This is a genomic window from Microbacterium oleivorans NBRC 103075, assembly GCF_001552475.1.
Lineage (GTDB): Bacteria > Actinomycetota > Actinomycetes > Actinomycetales > Microbacteriaceae > Microbacterium > Microbacterium oleivorans.
This window is the reverse complement of the sequence record NZ_BCRG01000004.1, coordinates 179,705-198,918: the sequence shown is the minus strand read 5'-3', so window position 1 is coordinate 198,918 and position 19,214 is coordinate 179,705. Positions and strand designations below refer to the sequence as shown.

Genomic DNA, 19,214 nt, shown 5'->3' with positions numbered 1-19,214 from the left:
GCTCAGACCTTCGCGGTCGCGTCGATCGTCGGGATTTGCTGGGTGCGCACGTCGGGCTCGGGTGCGGCATCCGTCGTTCCCGAGTCGACCGTCACGACGGGGATCGTGCCGGTGTGCACCGGAACGGACGTGGCGGCGGTCGCGTCGGGGACCGAGGCGGACAGGAGCGTGCCGTCCTCGCGGAGCTGCTCACCGATCTGCTTCAGCGTCGGGCGGCCCGCGATCACGGGGCCCTGACCCTGCAGCGGCACGGTGACCGCCTCGCCGGCGGCGACCGTGTAGCCGGCGCCGCGGACGGTGAAGGAGACGTCCGCCCCCTCACCGGCCGTCACGGTCATCTCGTCGCGCCGAACGGTGATCTTCAGGCGCGTGCCGTGCCAGTGCAGCGTGTACGACAGGGAGGGCCACGCCGCGGGAAGCCGCGGGTCGAAGCTCAGCGCACCGCGGTGGTCGCGCATGCCGCCGAACCCGGCGACGAGCGCCGTCCACACGCCACCCGCCGACGCGACGTGCACACCGTCGGACGCATTGCTGTGGAGGTCGCCCAGGTCGACGAACGCGGACTCGCGGAAGTAGTCGAGGGCGAGGTCCTGGTACCCGACCTCCGCGGCGAGGATCGCCTGCACGACGGCAGACAGGGTCGAATCCCCCGTGGTCAACGCGTCGTAGTACTCGAAGTCGGCGAGCTTCTCGGCCGGGGTGAACTGGTTGCCCTGCAGGTAGAGCGCCAGCACCACATCGGCCTGCTTCAACACCTGGTACCGGTAGATGACGAGCGGGTGGAAGTGCAGCAGCAGTGGCCGCTGCTCTTCGGGTGTGTTCTCGAGGTCCCACACCTCGCGCTCGAGGAAGACAGCGTCCTGCGGGTGGATGCCGAGGGCCTCGCTGTACGGGATGTGCATGGCCTCGCCGGCGCTCTGCCAGGCGACGGGCTCCGCCTCGTCGAGGTCGAGCCGCTCCACCATCGCCCGGTAGGCGTCGGGCTGGTCGATCGACATCTCCCGCACGACGCGCGCGGCGTAGCGCAGGTTGTAGCGGGCCATGACGTTCGTGAACAGGTTGTCGTTGACGACCGTTGTGTACTCGTCCGGACCGGTGACGCCGTGGATGTGGAAGCTCTCCGGCTCGCCCGTCTCGGTGAACCGCCAGAAGCCGAGCGTCGCCCACAGCCGCGCCGTCTCCACGAGGATATCGACGCCCTCGCGGTAGAGGAAGTCGGTGTCTCCGGTGGCACGGACGTACTTGCCGAGCGCGAAGGCGATGTCGGCGTTGATGTGGTACTGCGCGGTGCCGGCGGCGTAATAGGCCGAGGCTTCCTCGCCGTTGATGGTCCGCCACGGGAAGAGCGCGCCCGCCTCGTTCAGCTGGCCCGCGCGTTTCCGGGCTGCGGGGAGCATGAGATACCGCATCCGGAGGGCGTTTCGCGCCCAGAGCGGCGTCGTGTACGCGAGGAAGGGGAGGACGTAGACCTCGGTGTCCCAGAAGTAGTGCCCGCTGTAGCCCGAGCCGGTCACGCCCTTCGCCGGAACGCCCAGCGAGTCGGCCCGCGCCGCGGCCTGAGCGAGCTGGTACAGACACCAGCGGGTCGCCTGCTGGAGGTCGTCCTGACCCTCGATGACGACGTCGGAACGGTCCCAGAAGTCTGCGACCCAGGCCTCCTGGCGATCGAAGAGGTTCTGGATGCCTTCGTGCTCGACGCGGTCGAGGGTGCGACGGCCGCGCTCGACCAGTTCGCGAGCGGGGACCCCCCGAGACGTGTGATACGCGACGGCTTTCGTGATGGTCACGGGCACACCCTGGCGGGCCTGCACGCGGAAGACGTTCTTGGCGATGTCGGGCTCGACGAGCGAGCGAGACGAGTATTCGTTCTCGGTCTCCACGAGGTGATCGGCGACGACCGCGACGGTCATCCCCGACGCGGTCACCTTGTACGACAGTGCGGAACGGTCGCCGTCCTGCCAGTACTCCTCGGGCTGCAGGACCCGGTCCTGGAAGCCTTCGGCCTTGCGCGGGTCGAACCCTGCGGCAGCCTGCTTCCCGAGTCCCGCACCACCGTAGACGTCCTGGCCGTCCTGACGGTTGATGAGCTGGCAGCTGACCGTCACGGGCGCGTCGGCGTTCAGGACGGTCACCGAGATCCGCATGACGGCGACGTGACGCTCCTCGAACGACACCAGCCGCTCGTACTCGATGACGACGTCCTTGCCGCTCGGCGTCATCCACCGGATGTGTCGGGTGAGCACGCCTCGCCGCATGTCGAGAGCACGCTCGTACTCGCGGAGCTCGGCGATGTCGAGCGAGAGCGGCTCATCGTCGACGTAGACGCGCATGACCTTGCTGTCGGGGGCGTTGATGATCGTCTGCCCGACCTCGGCGAACCCGAACGCGCGCTCCGCGTGACGAATGGGGAACACCTCGTGGAAGCCGTTGAGGAAGGTCCCGTGCTCAAGGGCGTGCCTGCCCTCGGGGTGGTTGCCGCGGAGGCCGAGGTAGCCGTTCCCCTCGGCGAACAGGGTCTCGGTGACGCCCGGGTCGTCGAGCGAGAACGAGGTTTCGACGAGACGCCACGGGTCAACAGGGAAACGCTGACGATCGATCATGCTGGTCCTTCTTCGGGTGACAGGACGGGAATGGGGGATGCCGGGGGGGGACGGCGCGGGTCAGACGAACACGGCGAGGTCGTCGACGACGACGTCGGCACCCGCTGCGCGGAGCGCGTCGGCACCGGCGCCGCGGTCGACACCCACGACGAGACCGTACCCGGCCGCCGCGGCGGAACGCACGCCGGAGTGCGCGTCCTCGACGGCGGCGCTCCGGGCGGGATCGACGCCGAGCATCTCGGCCGCACGGGCGAAGACGTCGGGGGCGGGCTTGGATTCGAGGTTCTCGGCCTCGGCGACGACGCCGTCCATGATGACCGGGAAGCGGTCGATGATGCCGGCGGCGGTCAGGACCTCGCGGGCGTTCTTGGAGCTGGAGACGACCGCGATCGGGATGCCGGCGGCCTGGAGCTTCTCGACCAGCGCGAGCGAGCCGGGATAGGCGGCGATGCCGTCGGCGCGCAGCACGCGCTCGAAGACGACGTTCTTGCGGTTGCCGATGCCGCACACGGTGTCCTCGGACGGGTCATCCGAAGGGTCGCCCCACGGCACTTCGATGTCGCGCGAGCGCAGCAGGCTCGCGACGCCGTCGTAGCGCTTCTTGCCGTCGAGGTGCTCGAAGTAGTCTCCTTCGGCGTACGCCGGCTCGACCCCCCAGGCGGTGAACAGCTCGGTGAACATGCTCTGCCACGCGTGCATGTGGACTTCTGCGGTCGGGGTCAGCACGCCGTCGAGGTCGAAGAGGACGCCGTCGAATCGGGTGAGGTCGGGAAGGTCGGCCATCGTCACCGCACCAGCGTATCCGTCGCCTCGCTCACGCCGCGGCGACCGCGTGGGCTTGGCGCGCGATCTCGAGTTCCTCATCGGTCGGGACCACGAGGACGGTGACCGGCGAGTCGTCGGTGGAGATGACGCGGATGCCGCGCCCACCCGACGCGTTTCGCTCGGCATCCAGGCGGACGCCCGCGAATCCGAAGGTCTCGAGCGCTGCGGCGCGGACCACCGCGGAGTTCTCCCCCACGCCCGCCGTGAACGAGATGACATCGGCGCCGCCGAGCTGCGCGAGGTAGGCGCCGATGTAGGCGCGGAGGCGGTGGATGTAGACGTCGAAGGCGAGCTGGGCTGCGGCATCCCCGTCGCGGCGGCGAGTGTCGATGTCGCGCATGTCGGACGCACCGGCGAGTCCGAGCAGACCGCTCTTCTTGTTGAGGAAGGAGTCGAGCTCCCCCGGCGTCATGTCCTCGCGGCGGGCGAGCACGCCCAGGACGGACGGGTCTATGTCACCCGAGCGCGTCCCCATGACGAGGCCCTCGAGCGGGGTGAGCCCCATCGAGGTGTCGACGGATTCCCCGCCGCGGATCGCGGTCGCCGAGGCGCCGTTGCCCAGGTGGAGGACGATCTGCGACAGCTCCGTCACGGGACGGCCGAGGAAGGCGGCGGCGGCTTCGCTCACGAACTTGTGGCTCGTGCCGTGGAACCCGTACTTGCGGATACGGTGCTTCTCGGCCATCTCACGGTCGATCGCGTAGGTGTATGCCTCGGCCGGCATGGTCTGGTGGAAGGCGGTGTCGAAGACCGCCACGTGAGGGACGTCGGCGAAGGCGGCGCGCGCCGCGCGGATGCCTTGGAGGGCCCCGGGGTTGTGGAGCGGGGCGAGCGATGAGAGCTCGTCGATGTTGATCTCTACGAGGGGCGTGACGAGCGTCGGCTCGAAGAAGCGCGCGCCGCCCTGGACGACGCGGTGCCCCACGGCGACCGGGCGAGCGTTCTCGAGCGACGGGCCCTGAGCGGCGAACGCCTCGAGCATGACGGCGAAGCCGGTCGTGTGATCGGGGATCGACCGCTCGATGCGCGACGTCGCCTTCGTTGCGGTGACGGAGGTCGCCTCGCCGCCGAGGAAGACGGTGTGCGTGGCGACACCGGTCTCCTCGCCGATCCGCTCGACGAGCCCGGAAGCGAGAGCCCGCTCGTTCTCGACGTCGACGAGCTGGTACTTGAACGAGGAGGAACCGCTGTTGATGACGAGGACGGGGGTCATGCGCGGGTCTCCGGGGCGACGGCATCCGTCGCGTTCTGTGCCTGGATCGCGGTGATCGCGATCGTGTTGACGATGTCTTCCACGAGCGCGCCGCGGGACAGATCGTTGATGGGCTTGTTGAGGCCCTGGAGGACCGGCCCCATCGCGACGGCGCCGGCGGAGCGCTGCACGGCCTTGTAGGTGTTGTTGCCGGTGTTGAGGTCGGGGAAGACGAACACGGTCGCCCGGCCTGCGACATCCGATCCGGGCATCTTCGTCGCCGCGACCGCGGCGTCGGTGGCCGCGTCGTACTGGATCGGCCCCTCGACGAGCAGTTTCGGGGCCCGTTCGCGCACCAGCGCCGTCGCCTCGCGGACCTTCTCGACGTCGGCGCCCGAGCCGGACTCACCGGTCGAGTAGGACAGCATCGCGACGCGCGGCGAGATCCCGAACTGGTCGGCCGTCGCCGCCGACGACACGGCGATGTCGGCCAACTGCACCGCGGTCGGGTCGGGGATCACGGCGCAGTCGCCGTACACGAGGACGCGATCGGCGAGCGCCATGAGGAAGACGCTCGAGACCACGTCGACGCCGGGCTTGGTCTTGATGATCTCGAACGCGGGTCGGATCGTGTGCGCCGTCGTGTGCGCGGCGCCCGAGACCATGCCGTCGGCGAGACCCAGGTGCACCATCAACGTGCCGAAGTACGAGACGTCGGTGACGGTGTCGGCGGCCTGACGGAACGTGATCCCCTTATGGGCGCGGAGTCGCTCGTACTCGCGGGCGAACTTGTCGACGTGCACGGCGTCGAAGGGGCTCAGCACCTCGGCGGCCTGGATGTCGAGGCCGAGCTCAAGGGCACGCGCGCGCACCTCGATGGGCTCCCCGAGGATCGTGATGTCGGCGATCCCGCGGGCCAACGCGGTGGCGGCAGCCCGCAGGATGCGGTCGTCGCCGCCTTCGGGGAGGACGATCCGACGACGCTCACTGCGGGCGCGCTCGATGAGCCCGTACTGGAACATGAGGGGCGTGACGACGCTCGAGCTCGCCAAGCCGATGCGACGCAGCAGGTCTTCGGTGTCGACGTGCTGCTCGAACAGCGACAACGCGGTGTCGTAGCGGCGCTGCGAGTCTGCGGCCAGACGTCCCCGGGCGCTCATGATGCCGCGCACGGTCTCGTACGTGCCCTGATCCGTCGCAAGGATCGGGAGGTTCGAGTCGAGGCCGTCGATGAGACGCTCGACGTGCTCAGGGAGCTCGAACGGGCCGTAGAGCACGATTCCCGACAGCGACGGGAAGGTCCCCGACGCATTGGCGAGGAGCGCGGCGAGGAGCACCTCGGTGCGGTCGGCGGCGACGGCGAGGATCGCAGCCTCTTCGAGGCGCGGGAGGACGTTGTTGAGCGACATGCCCGCCACCACGACGTGCAGCACCTCGCGGTCCAGGAGCGTCTTGTCGCCCTTGACGAGCGTCGCCCCGAGCGAGCGCGCGACATCGCCCACCGAGGGAGCGACGAGGTAGGCGTCTTCGGGGATGGCCCAGACACCGATGTCGCCGGCGGCCGCGGGAACCTCTCGGACGGCCGCGACGATCTCATCGAGGCGGTCCGGGTCGGCGCGGTTGACGACGACGGCGAAGATGCCCGCGCGCTCGTGCTTGAGCTCCGCCAGAGCGAGGGTCGCGAGGTTTCCCACCTGCGCGGGCGGGAGGCCACCGGCATCCGGTGCGCGCTCACCGTCGGCGGGCTGGCCCGAGAGCACGACGAGGACGGGCGCGCCCAGGTTGGCCGCGATGCGGGCGTTGTAGCCGAGCTCCGCCGGACTGCCGACGTCGGTGTAGTCGCTGCCGATGATGACGACCGCGTCGCACTGCGCCTCGACAGCCTTGTAGCGCTCGACGATCCGCCCGAGCGCGGCCTCGGGGTCGGAGCGCACCTCGTCGTACGTGGCACCGATGCACTCGTCGTAGCCGAGGTCGACACCGTCGTGGTCGAGCAGCATCTCGAGGACGTAGTCGCGCTCCTCGGTCGATCGCGCGATCGCGCGGAACACTCCGACGCGCGGGGAGCGACGGCTGAGGGTGTCGAGGACACCGAGGGCGATGGTCGACTTGCCGGAGTGACCTTCTGCCGACGTGATGTAGATGCTCTGAGCCACGGTCCCAGCCTAGGCTCGCGCCCGATGACACGGCTGGGAACAACGGGATGCCGCAGGCGGGACAGCGGGCAAAAGAAAGACTCTCCGCGAACCCGGCAGAGCCCGGTTACCCTTGCTACGTTTCCGTCCTGGGGGAGTTGGCCTGGGTGCCGTCTCGCGGAGAGCTGCTGCAAGTCTACCCGACGTCCGGCGCCCGCCTGCGACGGCCGGGTTAGCATCGGTCCGTGCGCGCTGATGCGCCGATCGCATGAGGGGGACGCATGACCGACGACCACACGACGATGACGGCGCCGGGGGGCGACACCGCAACGAGAGCGACGAGTCGGGTGGATGCGGGAGTGTTCGCCGAGACGACCGAGGCGCTCGTCGCATCGGTGTCGAAGGTCATCGACGGCAAGCCGCACGCCGTCCGAGCCGCGCTCGTCTGCCTCCTCGCCGAGGGTCACCTGCTCATCGAAGACGTTCCCGGTGTCGGCAAGACGATGCTGGCCCGCGCACTCGGATCCTCGATCCAGGCGACTGTGCGACGCATCCAGTTCACTCCCGACCTCCTCCCGAGCGACGTGACGGGCGTGAGTGTCTACGACCAGTCCGAGGGCCGATTCGACTTCAAGCCGGGCGCGATCTTCGCGCACATCGTCATCGCCGACGAGATCAACCGCTCGTCGCCCAAGACCCAGTCCGCCCTCCTCGAGGCGATGGAGGAGCGTCAGGTCACCGTAGACGGCACCAGCCGGCCTCTCCCCGACCCGTTCCTCGTCGTGGCGACCCAGAACCCGCTCGAGATGGAGGGGACGTACGCCCTCCCCGAGGCGCAGCGAGACCGCTTCATGATGCGCATCTCCATGGGGTACCCAGACGCCGCGAACGAAGCTCTCATGCTCCGCCAGCGCGACAGCGCCAATCCGCTCGATGCGATCCGTCCGGTCATCACGGCCGAGCGCGTCGCCGCACTCATCACGTGGGCCCGGACGGTTCACGTCTCCCCCGCCGTCGAGGAGTATGCGGTCGCCCTGTCGCGGGCGACCCGCGAGCACGCCGACCTCCGCCTGGGGGCGAGCCCGCGCGCAACTCTCCAGCTCGTCCGCGCCGCGAAGGTGTGGGCCGCGCTCGAGGGTCGCGAGTACGTGATCCCCGACGACCTGGTGAGCCTCATCGACCCGGTCTTCGCCCATCGCCTGATCCCGGCCCGAGGCGGCGCGGTCTCGCGCGGACGCGGGGGCGTCGACGTCGTGGCGGCTGCGCTCGAGCAGGTCGTCGCGTCGGTGCGCGTTCCCGTCGCTGCGCACTGACCGGCCTCGTCATGACGCGATGGCCCCTCACCGCACGCGGCACCGGCGCAGCCCTTCTCGGACTGATGTGCTTCGTGCTCGCGCCGATGTTCTCGATTCCCGCGCTCGTCTTCTTCGGCGTGCTGCTGGTGGCGACGGTCGTGCTGTCGTTCGCGTCCCTGTGGCTCGGGCACCGGGCCGACGGGGTGCAACGCTCCTTCGCGCCGAGCGTCGCGACCGTCGGCGGTGACGTCGATGTGCGCGTGCGCGTGGACTCCCGCTCCGTCCTTCCGACGGTCGTCGGAACCTGGCAGGACCGCCTCCCGCGCGGCGTCGAGGGCGAGCCGAGCGGGGTCTACCCCGCGCTCCGCTCGGGCCTCGTCTCGGGGAGCCACCGCGTCGACATCGCCTACCGCGTGCAGGCTCGTCGGCGCGGCGTCCGCCCCATCGGCCCGCTTCTCGTCGAGACCACCGACCCGTTCGGGCTGACCCGCCGTCTGCAGCAGCTCGGTGGCAACGTGCCCCTGACCGTCGCTCCGGCGATGGTGCCCCTCGAGGTCCTCGACGATCTGCCGGGGGCAGCGGGCGGCACGCTGCAGTCCATGACGGACAAGCTCGGCCAGGGTGCTGACAACCTCATCCCGCGTGTTTACGCTCCCGGCGACTCGATGCGGCGCATCCACTGGCGAGCCAGCGCCCACCGGGGCGAGCTCATGGTGCGACAGGAAGAGCGCGAATCGAACCCCGAGGCCGTCGTCGTGTTCGACCGCAGCCTCGCGCGCTGGACCAGCGACGCCCTCCGCTCCCCCGGCGAGGATCCCGGCTTCGAAGTTGCCGTCTCGACGGTGCTGTCCGCGGCGGCGCGATTCGTGCGAGAGGGCTACAGCGTCGCGGTGATCGACGTCGACGGGACCGAACTGGTGGAGGGCATCGAGGGCGGCGACACTGCTGCGATCGAGGCCATGGCGACGGGCTTCGCGACGCTCACGGCCCGACGCGACGGAGCGCTCACCGAGCTCGCCGCCCTGTTCGCGGGATCGACCCTCGGACCCGTCGTCGTGGTGACCGGCGAGGTCTCTCCCGCGGATGCCGCATCCCTCGCCCCGATCGTGAGCCACAGCAGCATGCCGGTCCTGTTCACACTGACCGGCGCGGGTGACGCCCTGCGGGTGGCCCGCGAGGGGGGATGGCGGGTCCACCGGCTCGAGCCGGAGGACGAGATCGAGCGCCTGTGGTCAGGCGTCACCGGTGCCGAGGGGATCCGCAGTCATGCCGGCTGAGCGCACCGGCGAGCGGCGGCCCCGCCACGACGGACCGTCGACGCTCGCCCTCCTCCTGGGCCTCGCCGCGGCCCTCATCCCGCTGTTCACCGTCATCGCGGGGGGCGCGTGGGCAGCACTCGCGTTCGTCTTCGCAGGGATCCTGCTGGGGGCGAGCTACCTGCTTCGTCGCGCGGGGCTCGGGGCGATCGTGGTCACACCCGCCCTCCTCGTCGTCTGGACGGCGTTGATGACCGCCGTCTTCTTCTCCGACGTCGCGTGGCTTTTCGTCATCCCGTCGGGAGAGGCGTTCGCCCGAGTCCCGCGGCTCATCGAGATCGCGAGCTCCGATATCGCGGTCGGTGTCGCTCCGCTCCAAGCGTCCGCCTCACTCACCTTCCTCATCGTGGGCGCGGTGGGTCTGTTGACCATAGCGCTCGACCACGTCGTCCTGACGGCGCGGATGCCGCTCCTCGCCGGTGTCGCCCTGATCGCTGTCTGGCTCATCCCGACTCTGGCCGTGCCGCAGGCCGTCGACCTCTGGGCGTTCGCGCTCCTCGCCCTTGCGCTGCTGTGGCTCTTGCGCACGGAGACCCGCGCCCGCCACCGGCTCCGCACCGCGAAGAGCCCGCGAGGCGGGGTCGGCGCCGTGGCGGCCGCCATCGCCGCATCCGCGATCATCGTGGCCGTCGTCGCCGCACCCGCCCTCCCCACCCCGGCCGCACCGCTCGGCGGATTCGGCGGCGGGACGGCGATCGATGCCTCGCTGAATCTCGGCGACGACCTGCGCCGGCCAGCCGAGGTGCCGGTGGTGCGGCAGTGGAGCGAGTCCGCGGCGCCCGCCTACCTCCGGGTGGCGACATTGACCGAGCTGAACGGCGACTCGTGGCGGCCGGACCGCAACCGCTCCGTGCCCATCGAGGACTTTGCCCCGGAGGACTTCGCCGCGGCCGGAATCGCGATCGCCGAAGAGAACCGGACGGTCGAGGTCCTCGACCTGTCGTCGGCACAGCTTCCCGTGCCGGCCGACGCCGTGTCGTTCGACGGTGTCGACGGGCCGTGGCGGATCTCCGCCGCGAACGGCACGGTCGTCTCCCCCTCGTCCGCGGCGCGCGGCCAGAAGTTCGATGTGGTCAGCCGAACTCCTCGTCCCACGCTCGAGCAGGCGCGGGCCGCCGAGGCGCGCGGCGGTCCCCGCGAAGCTCGCGAGTTGCCGGCCGGCATCCCCCCCACCGTGGGCCGCCTCGCGGCGGAGGTGACGGCGGACGCCGCCAACGACTACGACCGCCTGCTCGCCCTGCAGACCTGGTTCCGCGGACCTGAGTTCGACTACTCGCTCGACGCCCCGGTGGAGGATGGCTTCGACGGTTCCGGTGTCGAGGCGGTCTCGCGATTCCTGGAGGTCCGCTCGGGCTATTGCGTCCACTTCGCGTCGGCATTCGCGATCATGGCTCGGACCCTCGACATGCCCTCGCGGGTCGTCGTCGGATTCCTCCCGGGACTTCCCACGGGAGACGTCGTCGATGAGAACCGCGTCTACCAGGCCACCACCGCACAGCTGCACGCGTGGCCCGAGGTCTACTTCGACGGCATCGGGTGGGTCGCCTTCGAGCCGACCAAGAGCCTCGGCTCGGCCCAGCGCTTCGCGTCGGAGGACACCGCGTCGAACGAACCCGAGCCCGAGCCGACCCCGTCAGCGGCACCGGAGCCGACATCGAGCGCCTCCGCGGCCCCCCGCCCGGAGGATGACCCCACGGCAGGCACGACCCCGACGTCGACGTTCTCCGTCGTGAACGTCCTCCCCGTCGTCGGAATCGCTGTGGGAGTCGTGTTCGTCCTCGCGCTCCCTGCCCTCATCCGGCTCGCGCTGTCTCGTCGCCGAGTGGCGCTGGCCCGGCGCGGGAGCGCCGCCGCTGCCTGGCGTCTCGTCCAGGACTCCGCCATCGACGTCGGCATCCCGGTCCCGGGCTCCGACTCACCGCGCGCGTTCGGCGACCGACTCCGCGACGACCACGGCGCCCCCGCCGCGGCGGTGGAGCGTCTTGTCGGCGCCGTCGAGCGCGCGAGCTACGCCCTGCCGGGGTCGTTCGGTGACGCCGATGGCGACGAATTGACCGCGGATGCCGCTGCGATCCGCGCGGGCCTGTTCGCCACCGTGTCCGCACCACGACGCCTGACCGGCCGCCTGATTCCGCGGTCCCTCGTCATCCGTCCGGGCTCGACGTTCGCCGAGGCGATGCCGCTCGGGCGCTGAGGTTGAGACGCTGATACGGAAACGACGAAGCCCCGCACCTCGAGGTGCGGGGCTTCGTTCTGGCGGAAGCGACAGGATTTGAACCTGCGAGACGAGTTACCCCGCCTACATGGATTCCAGCCATGCTCCTTCGGCCGCTCGGACACGCTTCCAACGGGAGAGCCTACCACGCAGGCTCCGCCCGCCCTGCCCGCGGCCAGGACCCGGCGGCATCGGCCAGGGTGTACTCAGTTGAGGGCGCGCGTGCTCTCGGGGATGACGCCGTCGCGGTAGAGGTCGGCGGCCAGGTCCTGATACGCGGTGAGCGCGACGCGCTGCGTGAGGGGGCCGTAGGAGATCCGTGCGACACCGAGCTTCTCGTACTCCGCCGCGCGCAGGGCGCCCGGCAGGCCGATGACGCTCACGCGCCCGATCCCCTCGACGAGTCGCGCGGTGGTCTCGGCGTCGAGGACACCCGGCACGAAGACGACGTCGGCGCCGGCGTCGAGGAAGGCGCGACCGCGCGCGATCGCGTCGGCGACGGACTCCTCGAGCGGGCGGTCCCCGCCGCGGGCGATGGCGTCGGTGCGCGCGTTGAGAGCGAAGGGCACGCCCTCGGCTTCGGCGGCGGCAACGGCGGCCGACACCCGCGCGACGGACTCGTCGAACGGGCGCAGCCTGTCTTCCATGTTCGCTCCGACGATCCCGACCCCGATGGCACGACGGATGGTGTCGGCCGTGTCCTCGTAGCCGTCGTCGAGGTCCGCCGAGACGGGGACGTCTCCGGCGGCGGCGACGATGCGTCCGACCATGTCGAGCGTCGTTTCAAGCGGGATGGTGCCGTCGTCGTAGCCGAAGGATGCTGCGATGGAATGACCGGCGGTCGCGATGGCGCGCGTCTCCGGCAGTGCCAGAACGGCCTTCGCCGAGATGACGTCCCAGACGTTGATGACGCGAAGGATCTCAGGGGCGGCGTGGAGTTCGCGAAGGCGGCGAGCGCGGTCTTCGAGGGAGAGAATACTCATCCCCCCACCGTGCCACGACGGCCCGGTGGAATACACCACCGGGCCGCCGCGAGCGATCGGACGGGCCGTCCGCTCAACCCACGTCGCCTCTCCAGGCACCGGTTTCAGCGCCGCGGGATTCAATGAATTCTTTGAACTTCTGCAGATCCTTCTTGACCGCGTGGTTGTCGATGCCGATCGCGGCACCCACGGTCTCGACGAAGCCCTCCGGCTTCCAGTCGAGCTGGACCGTGACGCGCGTCTCGGTGTCGCTCAGGCGGTGGAAGGTCACGACACCGGCATGATCCTCGTCGACGCTCTTCCACGCGACTCGCTCATCCGGATGCTGCTCCGTGATGTGCGCGGTGAATTCGCGCTCCACGGTCCCGATCTTCACCTTCCAGCGGTTGGTCGTGTCGTCGATCTGCGTGATCGACTCGACGTAGCTCAGGAAGTGCGGGAAGGACTCGAACTGGGTCCACTGGTTGTACGCGGTCGACACCGGCACGCTGACATCGACTGTTTCGATGATGCTGGCCACGGTTCTCCTCTCGTCGGGGTATGGCCACCATGATCGTGCGGGAGGACCGCGGAGTCCCAGGGGCTTGCGCTGGCGGCATCCGATTCGATAGACGCTCCGGGTAGGCTCTTCGCCGACTTCCGCCAGGCCGATGCAAGGAGCCCTGTTCGTGCGCACTTCCGCCCTCCCGCTGTCCGCTGCGGCCGTCACCCTCGTCCTCGGCTTGGCCGGCTGCGCCGGCGGTGCGACGTCCGAGCTGAACGCGGCGCCCTCGAGCGCGCCGCCGGCCCCGACGGAGTCCGGTTCGGCGGCGGCGACTCCCGCGCCCACCACGGATGCGCCGGAGGTTCAGACCCCCGTCGAGTGCGAACCACTCGACCTCACAGCGGGGACGGTGGCGGGAAGCGACCTCGGTCCCTGCCTCCGCGCGGTCGTCGTGCGCGACGAGACGGGGACGGTCACGATCTCGGGCGACGAGCTCGCAGGAACGGTGGACTACCGCTACACCCCGACCCTCGAGTTCCGCGGCGACCTGGAGACCGGAGCGGGACCCGCATCGATCAGCGTCGTCGACGGAGTCACGCTCGTGGACGAGGGGGACGGTCCCATCGTCGCGGACCTCGACGCCGCAGACCCCGCTCAGAAGGAAGCGGGCTCGACGGCGGATGCGTATCGCGTGTACTGCGACCCCGGATTCATCGGGGACCTCGTCGAAGCGGGGAAGACGTGGAAGGTGTCGGCCGCTCGCCAGCAGGTCGAGACCCCGGACGGCTCGGTCGAGGCCTACCGGGTCGACAGCGAGGCGCCGTACTCCTGGTTCGGCATTCCCGTCGAGTCGTACACCGTGTGGGTCACCGCGGAAGGACGCCCCGTGGCCACGGAGTCCACGACCGCGTTCCTCGGTCGCTCGGCAACCCTGTCGCAGAAGCTCTCCCGAGTCGGCGAGCCCGTCACGATCTCGCCATTGTCCTGAGCCAGCTCAGCGGCTCGCGAGATCGGTGAGGGCGTCCCCCGACATCCGCTGCGTCGTCCACTCGTCCATGGCCTCCGCTCCGATCGAGCGGTAGAAGCCGACGGCGGGAGCGTTCCAGTCGAGGACGGTCCACTCCAGCCGGGGGTATCCGCGCTCGAGAGCGACCGCGGCGAGCGAGCCGAGAAGGGCTGAGCCGTAGCCGCGACCACGGTCGGTCTCGTCGACGAAGAGGTCCTCGAGCCAGATCCCGTGCCGGCCCGTCCACGTCGAGAAGGTGAGGAACCAGACCGCGATCGCCCGGATCTCGCCGTCCCGCTCGATGACGTGAGCGAACGCCTTGGGGTCGTCCCCGAACAGGGTGGCGGTGAGGTCGGCGACCGTCGTGCGGACGGCATCCGGTTCACGCTCGTACACGGCGAGAGCGCGGATCGCGGCGAGGATACCGGGTTCGTCGCCGGGCGCCGCAGCACGGAGCACCGCGCCGTCGTCGAGGGTGCGGGAGGAGGGGGAAGAAGGAGCGGGCATGCCACGAATGTAGCGGGGCGGGCGGGATCGACCCGCATGATGCGGCACGCTACGCTCGATCCACCGCCCCCCGGAGCAAAGCAGGTTACCCATGGCCAGACGCGGAGCAAACCAACCCAGCGTCGGTGGTTACAACGAGGCGGTCGTGCTGGATCAGATCCGCCGGTCGCACGGACACAGCCGCGTCGAGCTGGCCGACACCACCGGGCTGTCCGCGCAGACCGTGTCGAACATCGTGCAGCGCCTGCTGGACGCCGGGATCGTCGAAGAGGCGGGCCGCACCAGCTCGGGACGCGGCAAGCCGCGGACCACCCTGCGCCTCGTGGGAAGCAGCCGGTACGCCGTGGGCGTGCACCTCGACCCGGGTCTCATCACCGTCGTCGTGCTCTCCATCGACGGCGAAGTCATCGCCCGCCACGCGCGCGCGACCCCTGCTGCGCAGGCCCCCGCCGACACCACAGCCGTACTCATCCAGGACATCGAGATGGTTCTGGCCGGCTCGGGCATCGACCGCACCCGCATCGTGGGTCTCGGCGTCGCAGCCCCCGGCCCCATCGACATACAGCGCGGCATCGTGCTGGACCCGCCGAATCTCGCGGGATGGGATCGCGTGCCGTTGCGCGATGCGATCGCGGATGCCACGGGCCTGACGGTCATGCTCGAGAAGGACGTCACCGCGGCGGCCGTGGCGGAGAAGTGGATCGCCGCCCCCGGCGGCGCCCAGAATTTCGCGTTCCTCTACCTCGGCACCGGTCTGGGCGTCGGCCTCGTGATCGGCGACGAGGTCGTCCGAGGCGGCTCCGGCAACGCCGGAGAGATTGGACACATCGTCGTCGACCCCGACGGTCTCCCTTGCAGCTGCGGCCTGCGCGGGTGCATCGCGGTCAGCTGCGCCCCCCTCCCCCTCATCGAAGAAGCCGAGCGGCGCGGTGTCATCGCGGCGGAACGCAGCGGTGACGATCCGACCGAGGTGGATGCCGCGCTGACCCGCCTCGTGCATCTCGCCGACGGCGGCGACGAGGCGGCTGAGAAGCTCCTGCGCGAGTGCAGCGAGCAGGTCGCCCGAGCGCTCGCTGTCGTGTCGAACCTGCTCGACGTCGACCGGATCGTCATGGGTGGACCGCTGTGGGATCGCATCGGCGAAACCCTCATGGACACGGTGCCCCCGCGCCTCGACGAACTCCGCGTCGCGCGCGGCGTGCACCCGGTGACCGTGACCGACACGGCACTCGGCTCCGACGTCGGCGCCATCGGCGCGGCCTGCCTCATCCTCGATGAGGCACTCACGCCCAGACCGACGTCCCTGCTGGTTCCGACGGCGTGATTCCATTCCCATCACGGTCCGAGGGCCGTCTTGACTCCGCTATTTCCAACCGTTTGACTTACCGAGTCCCGACAGCCCGCCTGGGCGTCATGGTTCGGAGCAAGGGGGCCCCGTGAAAGTTCGCACCGCCGTCACGTCCATCGCCGCAGCCGCGGTCGCCGCGCTCGTGCTCGGCGGGTGCTCCGCCGGTGGCGGGCAAGAGCAGGGCGACACCGTCACGGTCGTCTACTCGAAGACGGAATCGTTCACCGCGCTCGACACCCTGATGAAGACGGCGAAGAAGGAGTTCGAGGCATCCCACAACGGGATCACGGTCAAGCTCGAGCCCATCACCGCGACGGACGACGACTACAAGACCCGTCTGCAACTCTCCCTGGCGTCGCCCGACACCGCTCCCGACGTGTTCTACGAAGACACCTTCACCGTGCGCAGTGACATCGAGGCCGGCTACCTCCTCAAACTCGACGACAAGCTCGCCGAGTGGGACGACTGGAAGCTGTTCGACGAAGCGGGTCGCACGGCCGGCCAGGGCGAGGACGGCAGCACGTACGCACTGCCGCTCGGGACCGACACCCGGGTCATCTGGTACAACAAGGACGTTCTGAAGAAGGCCGGCATCACCACCCCGTGGCAGCCCGAGAGCTGGGATGACATCCTCGCCGCGGCGGCCGAGATCAAAAAGAGCCAGCCCGACGTCGTCCCCTTCAACATGTACGCCGGCACCGGCACCGCCGAAGGCACCGTCATGCAGAGCTTCTACGAGCTCCTGTACGGCACCGGCGACGGCAAGGGACTCTACGATGACGACTCCGGCAAGTGGGTGGTCGGCTCTCAGGGCTTCGTCGACTCGCTGAGCTTCCTCGAGAAGCTCTACGACGAGGGCTACGCGGTGAGCCCCGACAAGGCGCTCGACCCGAACGTGTGGCAGGCGGTGTTCGGCGAGTGGTTCCCGAAGGACAAGCTCGGTGCGACCGTGGAAGGCTCGTACACGCCGTCGTTCTGGGCTGAGGGCGGCCAGTTCGTCTGGCCCGAGTACACCGACAAGATGGGCGTCGCACTCTTCCCGACGCAGGACGGCCAAGAGCCCGGCGGGGTCAGTATGTCCGGCGGCTGGACGCTCGCTGCTTCTGCGCAGACCGATGTCCCCGATCTGGCGTTCGAGTTCATGACGACGGTGGTGAACAAGGAGAACGCGCTCTGGTACGCCGTGAACAACGCGCAGATCGCCGTTCGCACCGACGTCGCGAAGGAGCCCGAGTACCTTGAGTCGAACCCCTTCGTAGGAGCGGTGACGGATGCCGTCGCGGTCACCCACTTCCGCCCGGCGAACAGCGACTACCCGCAGATCTCCGTGGCCGCGCAGAAGGCCACGGAGGCCGTCATCACGGGCCAGCAGTCACCGGCCGAGGCCGCCGCCGCCTACGACGACGCCGTCCGCAAGATCGTCGGCGACGACGGGGTCGTCACCGGGTGACCGCATGACGACGACCCTCGCGCCGCATCCTGATCCGGCCGCACCGACGCCTCGTCGCGCCCGCACGAGGGTCGGTGCACGGGCGACGCCGGCGCGGTCGCTTCCGATGCTGCCCGCCGCGGGCCTGCTCGTCGTCTTCCTCGCGGGTCCCATCGCCTGGGCCGTGGCGGGTTCGCTCACCGATCGAGCACTCACCGGCGTGAGCGCCACCAAGCCCGAGTTCATCGGTTTGGACAACTTCGCGCGGTTGTTCGCCGACCCCGTCCTGCCGCTGTCGATCCTGCTCACGGTCGTGTTCGTCGCGGGCTCGGCGATCATCGGACAGAACGTCCTCGGCCTGCTCCTCGCAGTCCTCTTCCGCGCGGGGAGCCGCGCCGTCGCGGGTACCGTCGGGGCGATCGTCGTGACCGCCTGGGTGCTCCCGGAGATCGTGGCCGCGTTCGTCAGCTACGCGTTCCTCTCGGCCGACGGCACACTCAACGCGGCGCTGTCGCTCGTCGGCGTGACGGGTCCCAACTGGCTCTACTCGTTGCCGTTGCTCGCGATCATCCTCGCCAACACGTGGCGGGGCACGGCCTTCTCGATGATGATCTACCGCGCCGCTCTCGACGACGTGCCGCCCGAAGTGACCGAATCGGCCATGATCGACGGCGCCGGCACCTGGCAGCGTCTGCGTTTCATCACGCTTCCCATGATCTCGGGCACCATCTTCACCAACCTCCTCCTCACGACGCTGCAGACGCTCTCGGTGTTCACCCTCATCTGGGTCATGACCAAGGGCGGGCCCGGCGACCTGTCGACGACGCTCCCTGTGCTCGCATACTCCGAAGCGTTCTCGTTCGGCGACATCGGATACGGCAACGCGATCGCGATCGTCATGCTGGCCCTCGGCGCGATCTTCTCGCTCGCCTACGTCGTGTCACTGCGCCGCAGAGGCGGGCTCACATGAGCGCCACGACCGCCGCACGCCGCCCGGTGAGGGCGCCGTCGGTCGCCTCCCCCCGGCGGAGTACCACCCGGTTCTGGGCGAACCTCGTGCTCATCGTCATCGGGCTCCTGTTCGCGGCGCCGCTCGCCTGGGTCGTGCTCGCTTCGATCGACTCGGCGGCGACCTACCGGGTGGCCTGGCCGACGAAGCCGACGCTCGACAATTTCACCGAGGTGCTGACGCCGGAGCTGACGCTGCGTCCGCTCCTCAACAGTCTTGTGCTGTCGACGGGCGCGGCAGTGGTGACCGTCGTTGTGTCGGTCCTCGCGGCCTACCCGCTGTCGCGCTACCGGTCTCGCTTCAACGCCCCGTTCCTGTACTCGGTCCTGTTCGCCAGCTGCCTCCCGATCACCGCGATCATGGTGCCGGTCTACAGCCTCTTCGTGCAACTGCGGCTCATCAACCAGCCCTGGGCGGTGGCTCTGTTCCTCGCCGCGAGCGCGCTGCCGATGGCGCTCTGGATGACGAAGAACTTCATGGATTCGGTGCCCGTGAGCCTCGAGGAAGCCGCCTGGGTCGACGGCGCGAGCGCGATGCGCGCACTTTTCACGATCGTCGTGCCGCTCATGCGTCCCGCCCTGAGCGTCGTCTTCGTCTTCGTCTTCCTGCAGGCATGGGGGAACTTCTTCGTCCCGTTCGTCCTGCTCCTGACCCCCGACTGGCAGCCCGCCGCCGTATCGATCTACGCCTTCTTCGGGCAGTACGGCACCATCGCCTACGGGCGCCTGGCGGCATACTCCCTGCTCTACTCGATCCCCGTCCTCGGTCTCTACATGATCGTGACCCGCGGCTTGGGCGGCACGTTCGCCCTCTCGGGCGCCGTCAAGGGCTGACCAGCAGAGCCCGCCCGCCCGCCATCCGCCCCCGGAA

Annotated in this window: 15 protein-coding genes, 1 tRNA gene and 1 other RNA gene; 8 read left to right on the top strand and 9 right to left on the bottom strand. The window is 69.7% G+C overall.

Annotated elements, in window-relative coordinates:
* Nucleotides 1-2 precede the first annotated feature (2 nt).
* The 5 genes from MO1_RS06715 to ffs form a co-directional block, all read right to left on the bottom strand.
* Nucleotides 3-2,600, bottom strand: a complete 2,598-nt coding sequence (locus tag MO1_RS06715) for a glycoside hydrolase family 65 protein (protein ID WP_060915583.1) — start codon at nt 2,598-2,600, stop codon at nt 3-5.
* Between the two features lie 60 nt (nt 2,601-2,660).
* Nucleotides 2,661-3,383, bottom strand: a complete 723-nt coding sequence (locus MO1_RS06710) for an HAD family hydrolase (protein ID WP_036313820.1) — start codon at nt 3,381-3,383, stop codon at nt 2,661-2,663.
* A gap of 31 nt (nt 3,384-3,414) precedes the next feature.
* The gene (locus MO1_RS06705) at nt 3,415-4,638 is read right to left on the bottom strand and encodes an acetate/propionate family kinase (protein ID WP_036313358.1); all 1,224 of its coding nucleotides are present in this window, start codon (nt 4,636-4,638) and stop codon (nt 3,415-3,417) included.
* Nucleotides 4,635-6,773 carry a phosphate acetyltransferase gene (gene pta / locus MO1_RS06700; RefSeq protein WP_036313355.1) on the bottom strand — a complete coding sequence of 713 codons (2,139 nt, stop codon included), beginning with the start codon at nt 6,771-6,773 and terminating at the stop codon, nt 4,635-4,637. The genes MO1_RS06705 and pta overlap by 4 nt, the downstream gene beginning before the upstream one ends.
* Nucleotides 6,774-6,845: 72 nt before the next feature.
* Nucleotides 6,846-6,942: signal recognition particle sRNA small type (gene ffs / locus MO1_RS06695), an RNA gene on the bottom strand.
* A 91-nt stretch (nt 6,943-7,033) separates the two neighbouring features.
* On the opposite strand from ffs, the gene MO1_RS06690 reads away from it, so the two are divergent.
* Genes MO1_RS06690 through MO1_RS06680 form a run of 3 tightly spaced genes read left to right on the top strand, consistent with a single transcriptional unit; the run spans nt 7,034 to nt 11,557 of the window.
* A complete protein-coding gene (locus MO1_RS06690) occupies nt 7,034-8,065 on the top strand; it encodes an AAA family ATPase (protein WP_174520561.1) in 1,032 nt (343 codons plus the stop codon).
* Nucleotides 8,066-8,076: 11 nt separating this feature from the next.
* Complete coding sequence (locus MO1_RS06685) at nt 8,077-9,324, top strand: DUF58 domain-containing protein (protein WP_060915582.1); 1,248 nt, start codon at nt 8,077-8,079, stop codon at nt 9,322-9,324.
* Complete coding sequence (locus MO1_RS06680) at nt 9,314-11,557, top strand: transglutaminase TgpA family protein (RefSeq protein ID WP_060915581.1); 2,244 nt, start codon at nt 9,314-9,316, stop codon at nt 11,555-11,557. Before MO1_RS06685 ends, MO1_RS06680 begins: the two co-directional genes overlap by 11 nt.
* A gap of 60 nt (nt 11,558-11,617) precedes the next feature.
* On the opposite strand, the gene MO1_RS06675 is transcribed toward MO1_RS06680, so the two are convergent.
* From MO1_RS06675 to MO1_RS06665, 3 genes are all read right to left on the bottom strand, one after another.
* Nucleotides 11,618-11,709, bottom strand: a tRNA-Ser gene (locus tag MO1_RS06675).
* A 75-nt stretch (nt 11,710-11,784) separates the two neighbouring features.
* A complete protein-coding gene (locus tag MO1_RS06670) occupies nt 11,785-12,561 on the bottom strand; it encodes an isocitrate lyase/PEP mutase family protein (protein ID WP_036309948.1) in 777 nt (258 codons plus the stop codon).
* Nucleotides 12,562-12,634: 73 nt separating this feature from the next.
* On the bottom strand, nt 12,635-13,081 hold the full coding sequence (locus MO1_RS06665) for an SRPBCC family protein (protein ID WP_060915580.1): 447 nt from the start codon (nt 13,079-13,081) through the stop codon (nt 12,635-12,637).
* A 148-nt stretch (nt 13,082-13,229) separates the two neighbouring features.
* Between MO1_RS06665 and MO1_RS06660 the strand changes: the two genes are divergently transcribed.
* On the top strand, nt 13,230-14,033 hold the full coding sequence (locus MO1_RS06660) for a hypothetical protein (RefSeq protein WP_060915579.1): 804 nt from the start codon (nt 13,230-13,232) through the stop codon (nt 14,031-14,033).
* Nucleotides 14,034-14,039: 6 nt separating this feature from the next.
* Here MO1_RS06660 and MO1_RS06655 read toward each other — a convergent pair whose 3' ends face one another.
* Complete coding sequence (locus tag MO1_RS06655) at nt 14,040-14,558, bottom strand: GNAT family N-acetyltransferase (RefSeq protein ID WP_174520560.1); 519 nt, start codon at nt 14,556-14,558, stop codon at nt 14,040-14,042.
* A 145-nt stretch (nt 14,559-14,703) separates the two neighbouring features.
* On the opposite strand from MO1_RS06655, the gene MO1_RS06650 reads away from it, so the two are divergent.
* The 4 genes from MO1_RS06650 to MO1_RS06635 all read left to right on the top strand — a co-directional run bounded on the left by MO1_RS06650 (nt 14,704) and on the right by MO1_RS06635 (nt 19,177).
* Nucleotides 14,704-15,882 (top strand): ROK family transcriptional regulator, encoded by a 1,179-nt coding sequence (locus MO1_RS06650; RefSeq protein WP_060915578.1) that lies wholly within the window; start codon nt 14,704-14,706, stop codon nt 15,880-15,882.
* Between the two features lie 112 nt (nt 15,883-15,994).
* Nucleotides 15,995-17,356 (top strand): extracellular solute-binding protein, encoded by a 1,362-nt coding sequence (locus MO1_RS06645; RefSeq protein WP_060915577.1) that lies wholly within the window; start codon nt 15,995-15,997, stop codon nt 17,354-17,356.
* A gap of 4 nt (nt 17,357-17,360) precedes the next feature.
* Nucleotides 17,361-18,305, top strand: a complete 945-nt coding sequence (locus tag MO1_RS06640) for a carbohydrate ABC transporter permease (RefSeq protein WP_060915576.1) — start codon at nt 17,361-17,363, stop codon at nt 18,303-18,305.
* Nucleotides 18,302-19,177 (top strand): carbohydrate ABC transporter permease, encoded by an 876-nt coding sequence (locus MO1_RS06635; RefSeq protein ID WP_060915575.1) that lies wholly within the window; start codon nt 18,302-18,304, stop codon nt 19,175-19,177. Before MO1_RS06640 ends, MO1_RS06635 begins: the two co-directional genes overlap by 4 nt.
* The last annotated feature ends 37 nt before the right edge of the window (nt 19,178-19,214 follow it).

Bases quoted from the DNA above. Each gene is read 5' to 3' on its own strand.
- MO1_RS06715 (WP_060915583.1), bottom strand. From the start codon at position 2,600: ATGATCGATCGTCAGCGTTTCCCTGTTGACCCGTGGCGTCTCGTCGAA.
- MO1_RS06710 (WP_036313820.1), bottom strand. From the start codon at position 3,383: ATGGCCGACCTTCCCGACCTCACCCGATTCGACGGCGTCCTCTTCGAC.
- MO1_RS06705 (WP_036313358.1), bottom strand. From the start codon at position 4,638: ATGACCCCCGTCCTCGTCATCAACAGCGGTTCCTCCTCGTTCAAGTAC.
- MO1_RS06690 (WP_174520561.1), top strand. From the start codon at position 7,034: ATGACCGACGACCACACGACGATGACGGCGCCGGGGGGCGACACCGCA.
- MO1_RS06685 (WP_060915582.1), top strand. From the start codon at position 8,077: ATGACGCGATGGCCCCTCACCGCACGCGGCACCGGCGCAGCCCTTCTC.
- MO1_RS06680 (WP_060915581.1), top strand. From the start codon at position 9,314: ATGCCGGCTGAGCGCACCGGCGAGCGGCGGCCCCGCCACGACGGACCG.
- MO1_RS06670 (WP_036309948.1), bottom strand. From the start codon at position 12,561: ATGAGTATTCTCTCCCTCGAAGACCGCGCTCGCCGCCTTCGCGAACTC.
- MO1_RS06655 (WP_174520560.1), bottom strand. From the start codon at position 14,558: ATGCCCGCTCCTTCTTCCCCCTCCTCCCGCACCCTCGACGACGGCGCG.
- MO1_RS06640 (WP_060915576.1), top strand. From the start codon at position 17,361: ATGACGACGACCCTCGCGCCGCATCCTGATCCGGCCGCACCGACGCCT.
- MO1_RS06635 (WP_060915575.1), top strand. From the start codon at position 18,302: ATGAGCGCCACGACCGCCGCACGCCGCCCGGTGAGGGCGCCGTCGGTC.